This window comes from Pseudomonas neuropathica (genome assembly GCF_051174785.1).
Classification (GTDB): domain Bacteria; phylum Pseudomonadota; class Gammaproteobacteria; order Pseudomonadales; family Pseudomonadaceae; genus Aquipseudomonas; species Aquipseudomonas neuropathica_A.
On record NZ_CP195111.1, the window covers coordinates 900,118 to 914,757 of the forward strand.

13 protein-coding genes are annotated in these 14,640 nt (G+C 59.5%); 5 read left to right on the forward strand and 8 right to left on the reverse strand.

What is annotated here, in order from left to right; all coding sequences use genetic code 11:
• The first annotated feature begins 83 nt into the window (after positions 1-83).
• Positions 84-1,376, forward strand: coding sequence for an MFS transporter (locus tag ACRRSD_RS04115; protein ID WP_095048013.1), 1,293 nt, complete (start codon positions 84-86; stop codon positions 1,374-1,376).
• Between the two features lie 12 nt (positions 1,377-1,388).
• Complete coding sequence (locus tag ACRRSD_RS04120) at positions 1,389-2,159, forward strand: substrate-binding domain-containing protein (RefSeq protein WP_175553900.1); 771 nt, start codon at positions 1,389-1,391, stop codon at positions 2,157-2,159.
• Here the strand turns inward: ACRRSD_RS04120 and ACRRSD_RS04125 are convergent.
• Complete coding sequence (locus tag ACRRSD_RS04125) at positions 2,149-3,063, reverse strand: LysR family transcriptional regulator (protein ID WP_435037224.1); 915 nt, start codon at positions 3,061-3,063, stop codon at positions 2,149-2,151. The two genes, ACRRSD_RS04120 and ACRRSD_RS04125, sit on opposite strands and share 11 nt — an antisense overlap.
• Positions 3,064-3,313: 250 nt before the next feature.
• On the opposite strand from ACRRSD_RS04125, the gene ACRRSD_RS04130 reads away from it, so the two are divergent.
• Positions 3,314-5,122: a monovalent cation:proton antiporter-2 (CPA2) family protein gene (locus tag ACRRSD_RS04130; protein ID WP_435037225.1), complete on the forward strand. Its 1,809-nt coding sequence runs from the start codon at positions 3,314-3,316 to the stop codon at positions 5,120-5,122.
• A 146-nt stretch (positions 5,123-5,268) separates the two neighbouring features.
• Here the strand turns inward: ACRRSD_RS04130 and hcnC are convergent, their stop codons facing one another.
• The 6 genes from hcnC to ACRRSD_RS04160 form a co-directional block, all read right to left on the reverse strand.
• Positions 5,269-6,528, reverse strand: coding sequence for a cyanide-forming glycine dehydrogenase subunit HcnC (gene hcnC / locus ACRRSD_RS04135; protein WP_435037226.1), 1,260 nt, complete (start codon positions 6,526-6,528; stop codon positions 5,269-5,271).
• Complete coding sequence (gene hcnB, locus ACRRSD_RS04140) at positions 6,521-7,930, reverse strand: cyanide-forming glycine dehydrogenase subunit HcnB (protein WP_093441066.1); 1,410 nt, start codon at positions 7,928-7,930, stop codon at positions 6,521-6,523. Before hcnB ends, hcnC begins: the two co-directional genes overlap by 8 nt.
• Positions 7,927-8,244 carry a cyanide-forming glycine dehydrogenase subunit HcnA gene (hcnA, locus tag ACRRSD_RS04145; protein WP_435037227.1) on the reverse strand — a complete coding sequence of 106 codons (318 nt, stop codon included), beginning with the start codon at positions 8,242-8,244 and terminating at the stop codon, positions 7,927-7,929. Before hcnA ends, hcnB begins: the two co-directional genes overlap by 4 nt.
• Positions 8,245-8,485: 241 nt before the next feature.
• Positions 8,486-9,025 (reverse strand): hypothetical protein, encoded by a 540-nt coding sequence (locus tag ACRRSD_RS04150; RefSeq protein WP_435037228.1) that lies wholly within the window; start codon positions 9,023-9,025, stop codon positions 8,486-8,488.
• Between the two features lie 139 nt (positions 9,026-9,164).
• Entirely contained in the window at positions 9,165-10,508 is a 1,344-nt protein-coding gene (locus tag ACRRSD_RS04155) for a hypothetical protein (RefSeq protein WP_435037229.1), read from the reverse strand.
• A gap of 292 nt (positions 10,509-10,800) precedes the next feature.
• Positions 10,801-11,730, reverse strand: a complete 930-nt coding sequence (locus tag ACRRSD_RS04160; protein ID WP_435037230.1) for a hypothetical protein — start codon at positions 11,728-11,730, stop codon at positions 10,801-10,803.
• Between the two features lie 307 nt (positions 11,731-12,037).
• On the opposite strand from ACRRSD_RS04160, the gene ACRRSD_RS04165 reads away from it, so the two are divergent.
• A complete protein-coding gene (locus tag ACRRSD_RS04165; RefSeq protein ID WP_095118280.1) occupies positions 12,038-12,721 on the forward strand; it encodes a response regulator transcription factor in 684 nt (227 codons plus the stop codon).
• On the forward strand, positions 12,699-14,093 hold the full coding sequence (locus ACRRSD_RS04170; RefSeq protein WP_150793667.1) for a sensor histidine kinase: 1,395 nt from the start codon (positions 12,699-12,701) through the stop codon (positions 14,091-14,093). The genes ACRRSD_RS04165 and ACRRSD_RS04170 overlap by 23 nt, the downstream gene beginning before the upstream one ends.
• 131 nt (positions 14,094-14,224) lie before the next feature.
• Here ACRRSD_RS04170 and ACRRSD_RS04175 read toward each other — a convergent pair whose 3' ends face one another.
• A complete protein-coding gene (locus ACRRSD_RS04175) occupies positions 14,225-14,635 on the reverse strand; it encodes an SRPBCC family protein (RefSeq protein ID WP_435037231.1) in 411 nt (136 codons plus the stop codon).
• Positions 14,636-14,640 lie beyond the last annotated feature (5 nt).

Genomic DNA, 14,640 nt, shown 5'->3' on the forward strand with positions numbered 1-14,640 from the left:
CATCTGCGCCACCATCCACCTCAATAAAAACCGTGCGCCGCCCTCCCGTCGCGCACGTCATAAAAGCGGTGGAGTACTTTTCTATGACAGCCTCAATCCCACATAACGGCTCGCGGGCCGGTGCCATTTTCCGGGTGACCTCGGGCAACTTCCTCGAACAGTTCGACTTCTTTCTGTTCGGCTTCTATGCCACACAGATCGCGGCGGTGTTCTTTCCGGCGAGCAGTGAATTCGCCTCCCTGATGATGACCTTTGCAGTGTTCGGCGCAGGCTTCTTGATGCGTCCACTGGGCGCCATTGTGCTCGGTGCGTACATCGATGATGTCGGTCGGCGCAAAGGTTTGATCGTCACGCTGTCGATCATGGCCAGCGGCACGATCTTGATTGTGCTGGTGCCCGGTTACGAAAGCATTGGCCTGTTTGCGCCGGCACTGGTGTTGATCGGGCGCTTGCTGCAGGGCTTCTCGGCCGGTGCGGAGTTGGGCGGTGTGTCGGTGTATCTCGCCGAGATCGCCACGCCGGGTCGCAAAGGTTTCTTCACCGCTTGGCAGTCGGCCAGTCAGCAAGTGGCGATCATTGTCGCCGCGGCTTTGGGCTATGCGCTGAACGCGTGGATGGCGCCGGATGTGGTGGCCGATTGGGGCTGGCGGATTCCGTTTTTCGTCGGCTGCATGATCGTGCCGTTCATCTTTTTCCTGCGCCGTAACCTGGCGGAAACCGAAGAGTTCGCTGCACGCAAACACCGCCCGAGCATGGGCGAAGTGTTCCGCACCCTCGGCCAGAACTGGGGCGTGGTACTCGGCGGGATGTTGATGGTCGCGTTGACCACCACCGCGTTTTACCTGATCACCGTGTATGCGCCGACCTTCGGTAAAACCGTGCTGCACCTGAGCACGTCCGACGCGCTGTTGGTGACGCTGCTGGTCGGTGTGTCGAACTTCTTCTGGCTGCCGATTGGTGGCCTGTTGTCCGACCGTATCGGCCGTCGCCCGGTGCTGATCGCCATGTCGCTGCTGGCCCTGGCCACGACTTATCCGGCGCTGTCGTACCTGGTGCAGGCGCCGAGCTTCAGCCACATGTTGCTGTCGCTGTTGTGGCTGTCGTTTATCTACGGCTTGTACAACGGCGCAATGATTCCAGCGCTGACCGAGATCATGCCGGTGGAAGTGCGCGTTGCCGGTTTCTCCCTCGCCTACAGCCTGGCCACGGCGATTTTCGGTGGTTTCACCCCGGCGATGTCGACCTTCCTGATCCAGTACACCGGCGACAAAGCCGCGCCGGGTTACTGGATGAGCATCGGTGCACTGTGTGCCTTGTGCGCCACTCTTTATCTGTACCGCCGTGCCGGTGGTCGTCTGCAACCTGTCGCGGCCTGAGGAAAACTTGCCATGAAAAAACTGTTTACTGTCACCGCCCTGCTCGCCGGTCTCGCGTTCAACCTCGCGGCGCAGGCCGAAGAATTGAGCGTGATGACCTCCGGCGGCTTCACTGCCGCCTACAAGATTCTCGGGCCGAAATTCGCCGCCACCAGCGGCAACACATTGACCACCAGCCTCGGCCCGTCGATGGGCAAAGCACCCGAGGCGATCCCCAATCGCCTCGCGCGCGGTGAGCATGCCGACGTGGTGATCATGGTCGGCTACGCCCTCGACGACTTGATCAAACAAGGCAAGGTCGACCCGGCCTCACGCGTGGAACTGGCTGACTCGCGGATCGGCCTGGTGGTGCGTGAAGGCGCGCCGAAACCGGACATCAGCAGCGTCGACGCCTTGAAGAAAACCCTGCTCGACGCACAATCGGTGGCCTACTCCGACAGCGCTAGCGGCGTGTACATCGAGCAGCAGTTGTTCAAGAAACTGGGCATCGAAGATCAGCTGAAACCGAAGGCCAAAATGATCCCGAAAGTCCCGGTCGGCTCGGTGGTTGCTACCGGCGACTATCAATTGGGCTTCCAGCAGGTCAGCGAATTGCTGCCAGTGCCAGGGGTGAGTTTCGTCGCGAAGATTCCGGAATCGGTGCAGTCGGTGACGCGTTTTGCTGCCGGGATTCCAGTCGGCGCGCAGCATCCAGAAGAGGCCAAAGCCCTGCTCGCCTACCTCGCCGCGCCGGCCGCGCAAGCTGATGTGCAGGCCACCGGACTGGATTCGGTCAAGCGCTGATCGTAGGCGGCTGGACCTTCATTTCCACCACCAGCCGCTCCAGTTCCAATGCCGCCGGGGTCAACGTGCGACCCCGGCGCTTGATGATGCCGACACTGCGCATCACTTGCGGGTCGGTCAGCGGCACCCGCGTCAGGATCGGATGATCCGGCCCGGGCATCGCCATCAGCGGCACCGCCGCCACGCCCAACCCCGCTTCCACCAGACCGATCATCGTCGTCACATGCCGGGTTTCGCAGATGCTCGGACGCTGCGGCGCCACGCTGCTCAACGCCTGATCGAGCAGAAAGCGGTTGCCGGAGGTCTTGTCGAGCGAGATGTAATCCTGCTGATAAAACTCATCCCACGTCACGCTGCTGCGCCCGGCCAGCGGATGATCGCGACGACAAGCCACGACGTAGCACTCCTGCACAAGCGGTTCGAACTCGACTTTGGCATCCTGCGTGCCGAGAAAACTCAAACCGAAATCCGCCTCGCCGTTGACCACCGCACTCAAGACATCGTGCGCGCTGGAGTCGAGCACTTTGACTTTGATCCGCGGAAATTGCTGGTGATACCGCGCCACCACTCTGGGCATGAAGTAGTACGCCGCCGAAGGCACGCAGGCGACGGTGACATGGCCCAGACGGGTCGATGCGACCTCGCTGATGCCCAATAACGCAACGTCGAGATCATCGAGCAAACGCTCGACACTGGGCATGAAACCGCGTCCGGCCTGGGTCAGGCTGACCTTGCGTGTGGTGCGTTCGAAGAGTTTGACACCGAGGGCGTCTTCGAGCTTTTCGATACGCCGGCTCAACGCCGGTTGCGACAGGCGCACGGTGTCGGCGGCCTTGCGGAAACTGCCCTGCTCGACCACCGCGCGAAAGGCTTGCAGGTCGTTGAGGTCGAAGTTGATGGCCATGGCGGGACTCGGGAGATTGATTTGCTTAGGCTATAAATGTAACCAATTGATGCAAATTATTACACGTTAAAACCAAAATCCCTGTGGGAGCGAGCCTGCTCGCGAATGCGTTCTGTCAGTGACAACTATGCTGGCTGACACTCCGCATTCGCGAGCAGGCTCGCTCCCACAGGGGATCTTCGGTGGATGAAAAGTCGCTGTAGCCCTTATCCTTGTCCCCCCGCCGTACCGTTGTCAGGAGTAACCCCCCATGCCCCATGAAGGCAATCTGTTGCAAGCCGCCGTCGTCTTTCTGTTCGCGGCCGTGCTCACCGTGCCTTTGGCCAAACGTCTGCAACTGGGCGCCGTGCTCGGTTATCTGTTTGCCGGGGTGATCATCGGCCCATCGGTTTTGGGCCTGATCGGCAATCCGCAAAGCGTCGCGCATATTTCCGAACTGGGCGTGGTGTTGCTGCTGTTCATCATTGGTCTTGAGCTGTCGCCACGACGTTTGTGGGTGATGCGCAAATCGGTGTTCGGCGTCGGTCTGGCGCAGGTGCTGCTGACGGCTTCGGTGATTGGCGTGCTGGCCTTGTCGGTGTTTGGCCAACCGCTGAACAGCGCGATTGTGCTCGGCCTCGGCCTGGCGCTTTCCTCGACGGCGTTCGGCCTGCAAAGTCTCGCCGAGCGCAAGGAACTGACCAGCCCTCACGGGCGGCTGGCATTTGCGATTCTGCTGTTTCAGGACATCGCTGCAATTCCGTTGATTGCGCTGGTGCCGATGCTCGCCGGTGTCGATCACCACACCAGTACCGCCGACGATATTCGGCACAGCCTGCAGGTACTCGGCGGCATTGCCGTGGTGGTGATCGGCGGGCGTTATCTGCTGCGTCCGGTGTTCCGCGTGGTGGCGAAAACCGGTTTGCCGGAAGTGTCGACGGCCACGGCGTTGCTGGTGGTGATCGGCACGGCGTGGTTGATGGATCTGGTCGGGGTGTCGATGGCGCTGGGGGCGTTTCTCGCCGGCCTGCTGTTGGCGGATTCGGAATATCGCCATGAACTGGAAGCGCAGATCGAGCCATTCAAAGGGCTGCTGCTCGGGTTGTTTTTCATCAGCGTCGGCATGGGCGCCAACCTCAGCTTGCTGCTGAGTGCGCCGATCACCGTGCTGGGGTTGACGCTGCTGTTGATCGGTCTGAAATTGCCGTTGCTGTTTGTCGTCGGGCGTCTGGCCGGTGGCTTGAACAAGGTCAGTGCGATTCGTCTCGGTATCGTCTTGGCGGCCGGTGGTGAATTCGCCTTTGTGGTGTTCAAGATCGGTCGTGATCAGGGCCTGTTCGAACCGCGCTTGTATGACCTGCTGGTGCTGACCATCACTCTGTCGATGGCGGTGACGCCGTTGTTGCTGTTGCTCTGCGCGCGGTTGGTCAGCCCGAAAGTGCAGCCGGTGGAAGTGCCGGAAAAATACCGTGAGATCGACACTGACACACCCCGTGTAGTGATCGCTGGCATGGGCCGGATGGGCCAGATCGTCGCGCGGATCCTGCGTGCGCAGAACATCAAATTCGTCGCGCTGGACACCTCGGTGGAAACCATCGAACTGTCGCGCAGTTTCGGCGGTGTGCCGGTGTTCTACGGCGACCCGATGCGCCCGGAAATCCTCAATGCGGCCAAGGTCGGCGAGGCGGAATATTTCGTGATTGCCACGGATGATCCGGAGACCAACATCAAGACCGCCGAGGTGGTGCGCAAGCTTTACCCGCATATGAAAATCATCGCCCGGGCACGCAACCGTCAGCATGTGCACCGCTTGGTGGATGTTGGCGCGGAGGCGATTCGTGAGACGTATTACTCGAGTCTGGAAATGAGCCGGCGCACCTTGGTGGGACTTGGTTTGACCCAGGCCCAGGCCGATGCGCGGATCAAGCGCTTCAAGCACCACGACGAACAAGTGCTGGAGGCGCAACACGCGATCTACGACGACGCCGCCAAAGTCCTGCAAACCGCCCAGGAAGCCCGGGCGGAACTGGCGCGGTTGTTTGAGTCGGATCAACTGGAAGAAGAATCCCGCAAATCCTGAGCCACACGCAAAATCCCATGTGGGAGCGAGCTTGCTCGCGAATGCAATCTGTCAGTCATTGAGATGTTGACTGACAGACCGCTTTCGCGAGCAAGCTCGCTCCCACAGTGATTTTCGGTGCTCACAAAACCTGTGATAGCCAAGGCCTAAGCCAGTTCTAATTCCAGTGATTGCTTGACCTGGGCTGTTTCAAAGCGATCCGCCAGAAACGGCGAGATATCCAGCGGCAGCGGTTCATCGTTGACCAGTTTGTCCAGCAACACACCGGTAATCGCCGAGGTCAGAATCCCGGTGCGGAAATGTCCGCAGGCATTCAGATAACCCTCCACCCCGCGCATCGGCCCGAGAATCGGCAACTCATCCGGCGAGCCCGGACGCAACCCCGCCCACGTGCGTTTCAGATTCACGTCCTTGAGTTCCGGCAGACACCGCACCGCGCCCTGCACCAGTCCGGCTATTTCCGGGTAGGTGGTGGTGACGTCGAAGCCTTTGTCTTCGGTGGTGCTACCGATCAGGATCTCGCCGTTATCCTTCTGCGCCACGTAGCAATCGCTGGTGGTCAGGCAGCCGTTGAGGATTTTCGGCATGCGCTCGGTCAACAGAATCTGACCTTTCACCGGTTTCACCGGGATGCGAATGCCCGTGGCCCACTCACTCAAATCCGCCGCCCACGCGCCGCTGGCGTTGATCAGCGTCTTGCAGTGGAACACACCCTCCTCGGCCGTCTGCACACCAGTGACGCGACTGCCGTGATGCAACACGCCAGTGACATTGGTGTTGACGAAGATATCGACGCCGTTCTGCCGCGCGCCTTCCATGTAGGCATCGGCGAGGCGGAACGGGCTGACCTGATGGTCGCAGAGAAACTCCAGCGCCCCGCGTGCTTCATGGCTGACGCTCGGTTCAGCCTCGCGCAGCGCCGCCTGATCGAGCCAGCGCACCTGATCGGCCAGATGCGGAATGCAACCGACGATGTGCTCGGCGTAGAGCCGGTCTTCGTCGTCGTAGATGACGAATTTCAACCCGGTCTTTTCGAACTTGAAATCCATCCCGTGATTGTCTTTCAGCTCACGGTGCAGCGCCGGGTACAACGCGTTGGACTGCAGGGCAAAATCGAAAAACGACTCCGGCAGAATGTGCGGCGTACTGGCGTCCACGGCCACGGCTGCGCCCTGGGTTTCGCGCTTGCGGTTGGCCGACATCATGCGGAAGAAAATCACCCCGCAGCCGAGGCCGACCGACTCACCGATCGCCCACAAACCACCGGCCGACGCCCGGGTCGCGTTGCCCGGACGCTTGGCGTCGATCAGTGCGACCTTGAGATTTTTGCGTTTGGACAATTGATAGGCGCAGGACGCCCCGATCACGCCACCACCGGCAATGACCACGTCATAGAACTTACTCATGGGCAGCGGCCTCCGTGCCGACAGACTGGAACGCGGAAAAAGGAATCGGATCGATCGGGAAACGCGGGCGCAGCCACCCAACGTCCTTGCGGCCGGTCGCTTGACGCAGGCGATCGCTGCAGTAGCCGACGCACATCCGCCCCTGACAATCGCCCATGCTCACGCGGGTGCGCATTTTCAGGCTGGCGATGTCTTGCACGCCCTGCTCCAGCGCCAGGTCGATGTCGGCGCGGGTGGCGTGTTCGCAACGGCAGATCACCGTATCCGCGGCAGGCAATGCGGTCTGGCCAACGCCGCGTTCGGTGTAGCGATCCACGGCAGCGCGGAAACGCACGATGGCTTTGAGTTTGCTCAGGTAACGGTCACGACGAACCCGCGCCAGTTCCTCTTCGAGCACACCGCGTTGCAGCAGAATCGAGGTCGCCGCGATCTTGCCAGCGAGCATCGCCGCTTCACCGCCGCGAATTCCGCCCATGTCGCCGGCTAGATGCACGTGAGGTTCGTTGCTTTGCTGCCAGACGTTGGCGTTGGCGCGCAGATAACCGTCGTCGCTGAAGCCGTGATCCAGGCCCATCTGCTGACTCAGTTGGGTGCGCGGAATAAAGCCGTAACCGACCGCGAGGGTCTTGGCTTCGAAGCGCTCGACGCGGCTCATGTCCGGTTCCCAGGTGGCCGAGTACGGCGCGACGCTGACGCTTTTCAGCTCGCCTTCGCCGTGCGCTTCGACCACGCCCCAGCCGTAGTTCATCGGGATGCCGTGCAGTTTCAGGTAGGCGAGCATGCTCAAGCCATCGAGGAACAGTTGCGGCTTGTTCAGCAATGCCAGGCTCTCACGGGCGATCTTGCCGAACGCACACGCCTCATACACGCCCGCGACGCTGACGCCCGAGGCATGCAACTGCGTCGCCACCAACGGCAACAACGGCCCGGTACCGGCGATGATCACCGGCCCTTGTGGCTTGACCACACCGCTTTTGATTTGCAGTTGCAGACCGCCGAGCATGATCACCCCCGGCAAGGTCCAGCCGGGAAACGGCACGCTGCGTTCATGGCAACCGGCGGCCAAGAGCAATTGCGGATACTCGATTTCGTGCAACTGCTCGTCGCCATCCAGCACTACCAAAGCGCGGGTGCCTTCGGCGCCGACCACGCGATGGTTGAGGCGCACGTCGATCAGCCCGGCCTGCTCCTGAAAATCACCGTGCAGTTTGCCCAGTGCTTCGGAGTAGCGCGGGCCGAGATAATCCAGTTGCACGCCGTCACGCAGCGGACCGCGATAGACCACCCCGCCGAGGCGCGAAGCTTCTTCGAGCAAGGTGCAGCGCACACCGTGGCGTGCCAGTTCGATGGCTGCTGCCATCCCCGCCGGGCCACCGCCGACGATTACCGGTTGCTGGCTCATACGATCACCTCTTGCGTGGTGATGCGGTTGACCTGGGTTTCGATCTGCATGCCGTCGCGCACGACGGTCTGACAGGCACGGCGTTTGTGCCGGCCATTGATTTTCACCAGACAGCACTGGCACACGCCCATGCCGCAGTAGGCGCCCGTGATCTGGTTGTGATCGTTGCGGGCAATCTGGCGTACGCCGAGGGATTGAATAACGCTGAGCACGGTTTCGCCGATAGCAGCGGTGACAGCTTGACCGTTGATGTGGACGGTCATATCCGCCTGCGCCAACGGCTGGATATCGAAAGTTCTTTCTTGGCAGTGCATTACGATGTTCATCCGTGAAAGTTCGGTTGAGGTGGTGTCAGCTCCTTGCTGCACTACACCGTGTCGACGCGTTTATTGTGGCTATGAGGGGGCGTCGACGCGGGTACTTCGTCAGCGCAACAAGGTGCGCGTGAAGCACTGTAGTTCATACCTCAGCAAAGGCCGGGATCATTTACGTTAGGCGATCTCGCCACAGAAAATATTGATCCAGGCCAGTGAAAGCGGTTGGATTGTCCAACGATCAATTGGAGAAGACGAACTGCCCTTTGATCTTCTTCGCGCCGATGAAACCGAGGTCCGGGAACAGCAGGGATTTGATCCAGGCGGCGTAGAACACGATGGCCAGGGTGATGCCGACGGCGATCACGGTCGACAGCGGATCCTCCTCATAGCCCTTGAACATGCGTGAAACCTGACTGATGGTGAGCAGGACGTAAACGGTGTAAGCCGCCGCAACGTTCTTGTAGAAACCCCATGCAAACAACAACGGAATGCCGCCAGCGATCAGCAACATGGTCAGTGCCAGGCCGGCGCTTGCGTCATAGAACAGGAAGAAACCGAAGACTGCGCCGATCAATGCCTGGATGCAGGTCAACACGACCAGCAAAGTGACTTTGAGTGAATGCTTTGCTCTGAGGGCCGGATCCGGACGCCCCCCGATCCAGGCCGCCAACACGCGATCCTTGACCGCTCCGCCCGACAACGCCTTGAACGTTTCGGTTTTCGAGCGCCCGGCTTCGAGCATTTCCACCAACTGGCGTTTGATTTCCTTCTTGTCCAACGTGTTCATCCTTAAAAAGCTGTAAAAGCGGCCAATCCGCTTCCGGCGGCGATTCTCGCCGTTGCCTCCGCAGAAAGCAAAAAGCCGCTTCCACCCGAAGATGGAAGCGACCAAGGCAGAGAATCAACTTTCCACTGTGTCAAACCAGAAAGCGTATGACCCACCCGCCGATCAAATGTCCCCAACCGTAATCGAGCCACTGTTCACCGCACGCAATAATTCGTCCATCTTCCATCAAGCTCATGTCCTTGTAATAACACTGCTTTCCTTCAATCCCGAAAACGGCAAAGCCTTCATTATTGAACGTCTTGTCCAGAGACCCATCAACCAGAAAACGACCAACCACGCACAAATCGCTACCGTTGATGAATGCGCCGCTGCCATGCCCACCGACAACAATCGACCCATCGGTCTGGACCACGCAATTTTTCCAATGAATGCCCGACTTCAGCAATGGCGAGTACAAGGGTTTCCCTTGGTTAAAGACCCGGTTGTAGCTGCCATTAGCGTTCAAAACGACCAGTGCACCTTGCCGTTTGCCCTCAGCGGCGGCAGCACCAGCGACGACGATAAGGCCATCGCTGTCTCTGACCGATACAGCGTTGAATTCCTCATAGTGAGTCTTCAGTTTGAATACTTCACCACCGTTGAATGTGGTATCGATACGCCCGAACGCATCGAAACGCACTAGATAGCCGCCTTGTCCCGGCGCAGCGTCAAAGTATCGGCCACAGACAAGGATCTTCCCGTCTGACTGAACGGCGACACCCAAGGCATAATTGGAACTGTTGTCGAAGTCGATCAGGGCGAATCCGTGATCGTTGAACGTCTTGTCGCTGGTTCCGTCCGCGTTCAGTCGCAGCACGATGCCACGCCACTTTGCGGACTCATCGTTATAGAGATAGAAGATCACGACCAATTTGCCGTCGGATTGCTGAGCCATGGACATGCCGGAGCCCGCACTCCCCCCCGAAGAAAAGGCTCTTTTCCAATGTCGCGAGGCTGACTTCGAGTTGCCGGTTGTACGTGATTCAGGTTTGTCCATTTGATCAAAACGAAGGTAACGAACACCTTTCTCACCGAAAGACTGATCTTGCTTCCCGTCAGGGAGACAACGTACGAGCGCAATACCTTCTACATAGCCTTCCTGCTCATAGGTGCCCTGTAACAACCAGGCGCCATCTTTCAGAAGGCTGAGCTTCATCACATGCGCCATGGTCGCTTTTTCCAAGGTGATCTCTACAAATCCCTTTCCCTCGCCAAATGCCGTATCCAGCGCTCCATCCTCGTGGAACCGTGCAACTGTGGCACGCCCATATAATTCAAGCGGGTAAAATCCGACAAGGGTCTTTTTGTCAGGCAATGCCAAGACTGCTGCTGATCGAATATCAGGCAATCCATTGAATGGAAACTTTAATACCCCGAGATCGGAAAAAGCCGGATCGGGCGTTCCTGCGCCCTCTAGTTTCAATCGCGTGTTCATGTCAGTCCCTCGAAGCAAACGTGAATAAACATCGTGTTCATTTCTGCCCCGATTCCAGCACTTACCTTTCGCGACGACACCTGTCAGAAATACTAGTTCGAATATCCTTGCAAGCCGTACTGATGACTCTCTGAGCCATAAATGAAAAAGCCGCCTTCACCCGAAGGTGAAAGCGGCCGAGGCATGGGCCTCAATGGAGCAATCAGTGCACGAACAGAGCGATCAGGATGATGATCGGGATCGGTACGCCGAGGAAAAACAGCAGTAGTGAGCGCATGGTGGTTCTCCTTGTTTAACGGACCGGAGTGGTCGTGGTGTAGGTGTCGACTTCAACGTACTCGACGGCATCCCGACGACGACCGCCATAGGTAGCCGCGAGGCTGGCGAAGAACGCACCGGCCAACAGCGAGATGAACATCCACAGCGAGGTCCAGGCAGCGACCTTCGCGGCGGTGTCGGCGGCTTGTTGAGCTTTCAGCTTGGCGTCGGCCAGGGCTTTCTGGGTGCGGGCGTAGATTTCATCGACGCGGCGCTCGGCATCGGCCTGAGTCAGGTTGGTCCGTTGGGCGACCAGTTGCGCAAGGTAGGTACGGTCTTCGGCACTCAGCTGACCGTTGGCCAGACTTTGCGCAAAGATTCGGGCCACGGCGCCATGCGCGGCGTCATCGCTGACGGAGGCTGGACGGTCATCGCGGAACAGGCTGTCGATGTAATAACCATACTGGTTACTGTCAGTGTTCGCCGCTGCGGTACCGGCTGCTTGAGTCATGGCACCGGCGGCACCGCCAGCAACACTGGCACCGGCCTGCACACCACCACTGATGACGCTGCTGACCGAACCGACCACCAGCACTGCGGTAACCAACGTAGCCACACACCAGGCAAGGAAGCCATGCGCGGTGTCGCGGAAATACACCTCGTCACCGTGCATGTTCGCCCACTTCACCCGCAGGCGACCGGCGATGTAGCCACCCATGCCGGAAGCGATGATCTGCGTCGCCGCCAGCCAGACGATTGTCGAAATGCCCAGGCCCTTGGCGCTGACGCCCTCTCCGGCCCACGGTGAAACGGCAGAGAAACCCAAACCGAACCCGAGCAGGACCAGAATCATCGACAGTGCAGCGGCAGCCGCAGCACCTGCGAAGATCGCGCCCCAGGACACGCCCGAAACGCTGCTCGACTCTTCAACGGCGGGATAAAACCCATCAGGGGATCTATTCATTGTTGTTCTGCTCCAGGCATGAAAAATGGTGTTACAACTCGTCATCAGAGGAATTGCAGCGACCGTGCCATTCGCGGAAATTAAATAAACCCTTTAGTTTCAATCGCTTAGAAAGAATGAACTTCCTCAGACCATGCAAATTGCAACAACAGCCACATAACAGCGGGTTTTATGCATTGGCCTCGATTACCAATAGCGCTCGAAATTTGCGTTTGTGACAGGTGAACATGAAAGTTAATTTAAAGCGTCGTCGGATTTTCTTGGCAAAATGCTGCCATTCCGTTTGAACCGATCAGCAGGCCTGCCTATGACTCGTATCTTGACCATCGAAGACGACGCCGTGACCGCCCGGGAGATCGTCGCCGAACTGAGCAGCCACGGGCTCGACGTCGACTGGGTCGACAATGGCCGCGAAGGCCTCGACCGCGCCGTGAGCGGCAACTACGACCTGATCACCCTCGACCGCATGCTGCCCGAACTCGATGGCCTGGCCATCGTCACCACCCTGCGCACCATGGGCGTGGCCACACCGATTCTGATGATCAGCGCCCTCTCCGATGTCGATGAGCGCGTACGCGGTCTGCGCGCCGGCGGCGATGATTACCTGACCAAACCGTTCGCCACCGATGAAATGGCCGCGCGGGTTGAAGTGTTGCTGCGTCGGCAGAACAGCGGCGCCACCCAGGCAACAACGTTGCAGGTGGCCGACCTGGAACTCGACTTGATCAGTCACGAAGCGCGCCGCGCCGAGCAGGTGCTGACGCTGCTGCCGACCGAATACAAACTGCTGGAATTCCTGATGCGCAACAGCGGCCAGATCCTCTCGCGGATGATGATTTTCGAAGAGGTCTGGGGCTATCACTTCGACCCTGGCACCAACCTGATCGACGTGCACATCGGCCGTCTGCGCAAGAAGATCGACGCGGCCGGCCATGTGCCGCTGATCCGCACCGTACGGGGTTCGGGTTATGTCATTGCCGAACCCGTCTGACGGCTGGCGCTCCTCCAGCAGCCGTTTGCTGGCGCTGTACAGTTCGCTGTTCGTGGCCTGGAGCGCGATCCTCATGGGGGTCATGTATTACGAGGTCTCCGGCTACCTCGACAACCTCGCCAAACATTCGCTGATGCAACGTCAGCACCTGTTTTCGCACTTTCGCGGCGAGCAACTGGAAGACGCCCTCGCCGCCAGCATGACCTTCGACATTCGCGGCATCGACGCTTATGGCCTGTTCGACGCGCAAGGCGTCTATCTTGGTGGCGCGTTGCAGCAGATCCCCGAAGGGCTGCCGCTGGACGGCAAGATCCATATGCTCGCCGAATGCGCCGACTCCGACGACCCGACCCTGCCCAATGACAGCTGCGACGCGGTCGCCACGCAAACCCGCGACGGCCGCTGGCTGGTGTTGCTGCGCGACAACGGCTCGCTGTTTGCGGTGACGCGGATCATTTTGCATGCGTTGTTCTGGGGCGTGTCGCTGACCATTTTGCCGGGGATTGCCGGTTGGCATTTACTGCGGCGTCGGCCGTTGCGGCGCATCCGGGCGATTCAGGACAGCGCTCAGGCGATTGTTGCCGGCGACCTGACCCACCGTTTGCCGCTGTCCAATCGCCGCGATGAACTGGACATGCTCGCCGCCATCGTCAACGCCATGCTGGAGCGCATCGAGCGTTTGATGAACGAAGTCAAAGGCGTCTGCGACAACATCGCCCATGACTTGCGCACGCCGCTGACGCGCCTGCGCGCGCAGTTGTATCGCATGCAGCAACAGGCCGGCGAAGGCTCGCAGGAAGCGGCGCAACTGGATCTGGTACTGGCCGAAGCAGACACGCTGATGGCGCGGTTTCGCGGGTTGCTGCGGATTTCCGAACTGGAAGATCGCCAACGCCGTTCAGGTTTTGTCGAACTCGACCCGGTGCAACTGCTGGAAGAACTGCACGAGTTTTATTTGCCATTGGCTGAGGAAGGCGAGCTGCGTTTCGACTTGAACATGCCGGAAACATTACCGGCGCTAAACGGTGATCGGGCATTGCTGTTCGAGGCGCTGGCGAATCTGCTCAGCAACTCGATCAAGTTCACCCCGGTCGGCGGCACGGTGATGTTGCGTGGGGTCAACGCGGGTGGGCAGACGCGGATTGAAGTGCACGACTCAGGACCGGGGATTCCCGAGGCTGAGCGCGAGGCGGTGTTCCAACGTTTTTATCGTGCCGAGGGTGGGCAGCCGCAAGGTGGCTTTGGCTTGGGGCTGTCGATTGTGGCGGCGATTGTCAGCTTGCATGGCTTCAGTCTTGAAGTCGGCAGCAGTGATCTCGGTGGGGCGAAACTGGTGCTCGATTGCCGGCAGAGCCTGATCGAAAATTCCTGATTCCCACCTTGGAATGCAATCAATGTGGGAGCGAGCCTGCTCGCGAAAGCGGTGTGTCATTCAACAAAGATGTTGCCTGACAGTCCCTCTTCGCGAGCAAGCTCGCTCCCACAGGTTATCGTGGTGGATGATTAACCGGGGTAATTGGCGCGCAGCGCTTCGAGGCCACCCTGATAGATGCCGCTGAACAACGCCACCACTTCCTCATCACTCACGCCTTTGGCGTTGAAACGCCCCGACCAAGTCACCCGCGCGCCCTGCCCCTGGGCTTCAACCTTGATCGTCGCCAGGTAATCAGTCGCCGGAAACGGCGCCTGCTCAATCGAATAGCTGTAGGTTCTCGCCGCGTTATCGAACACTTGCAGGCGCTCGACCACCACCCCGCCGTCAGCGGTTTGCAGGGTGCGCACGCGGCCGCCGTCGCTCAGTTCACTGTTGGGAATAAAGGGCAGCCAATCGGGCAGCGTGTTGAAGCCGCCGATCAATTGCCAGACCTGATCGGCCGAGGCCGGGATGTCGATGGTTGCGGATGCTGTAGGCATAAATA

What these genes read in the sequence shown, in the direction of transcription:
- ACRRSD_RS04115 (WP_095048013.1), top strand. Translation starts at nt 84, where the DNA reads ATGACAGCCTCAATCCCACATAACGGCTCGCGGGCCGGTGCCATTTTC.
- ACRRSD_RS04120 (WP_175553900.1), top strand. Translation starts at nt 1,389, where the DNA reads ATGAAAAAACTGTTTACTGTCACCGCCCTGCTCGCCGGTCTCGCGTTC.
- ACRRSD_RS04125 (WP_435037224.1), bottom strand. Translation starts at nt 3,063, where the DNA reads ATGGCCATCAACTTCGACCTCAACGACCTGCAAGCCTTTCGCGCGGTG.
- ACRRSD_RS04130 (WP_435037225.1), top strand. Translation starts at nt 3,314, where the DNA reads ATGCCCCATGAAGGCAATCTGTTGCAAGCCGCCGTCGTCTTTCTGTTC.
- hcnC (WP_435037226.1), bottom strand. Translation starts at nt 6,528, where the DNA reads ATGAGTAAGTTCTATGACGTGGTCATTGCCGGTGGTGGCGTGATCGGG.
- hcnB (WP_093441066.1), bottom strand. Translation starts at nt 7,930, where the DNA reads ATGAGCCAGCAACCGGTAATCGTCGGCGGTGGCCCGGCGGGGATGGCA.
- hcnA (WP_435037227.1), bottom strand. Translation starts at nt 8,244, where the DNA reads ATGCACTGCCAAGAAAGAACTTTCGATATCCAGCCGTTGGCGCAGGCG.
- ACRRSD_RS04155 (WP_435037229.1), bottom strand. Translation starts at nt 10,508, where the DNA reads ATGAACACGCGATTGAAACTAGAGGGCGCAGGAACGCCCGATCCGGCT.
- ACRRSD_RS04160 (WP_435037230.1), bottom strand. Translation starts at nt 11,730, where the DNA reads ATGAATAGATCCCCTGATGGGTTTTATCCCGCCGTTGAAGAGTCGAGC.
- ACRRSD_RS04165 (WP_095118280.1), top strand. Translation starts at nt 12,038, where the DNA reads ATGACTCGTATCTTGACCATCGAAGACGACGCCGTGACCGCCCGGGAG.
- ACRRSD_RS04170 (WP_150793667.1), top strand. Translation starts at nt 12,699, where the DNA reads ATGTCATTGCCGAACCCGTCTGACGGCTGGCGCTCCTCCAGCAGCCGT.
- ACRRSD_RS04175 (WP_435037231.1), bottom strand. Translation starts at nt 14,635, where the DNA reads ATGCCTACAGCATCCGCAACCATCGACATCCCGGCCTCGGCCGATCAG.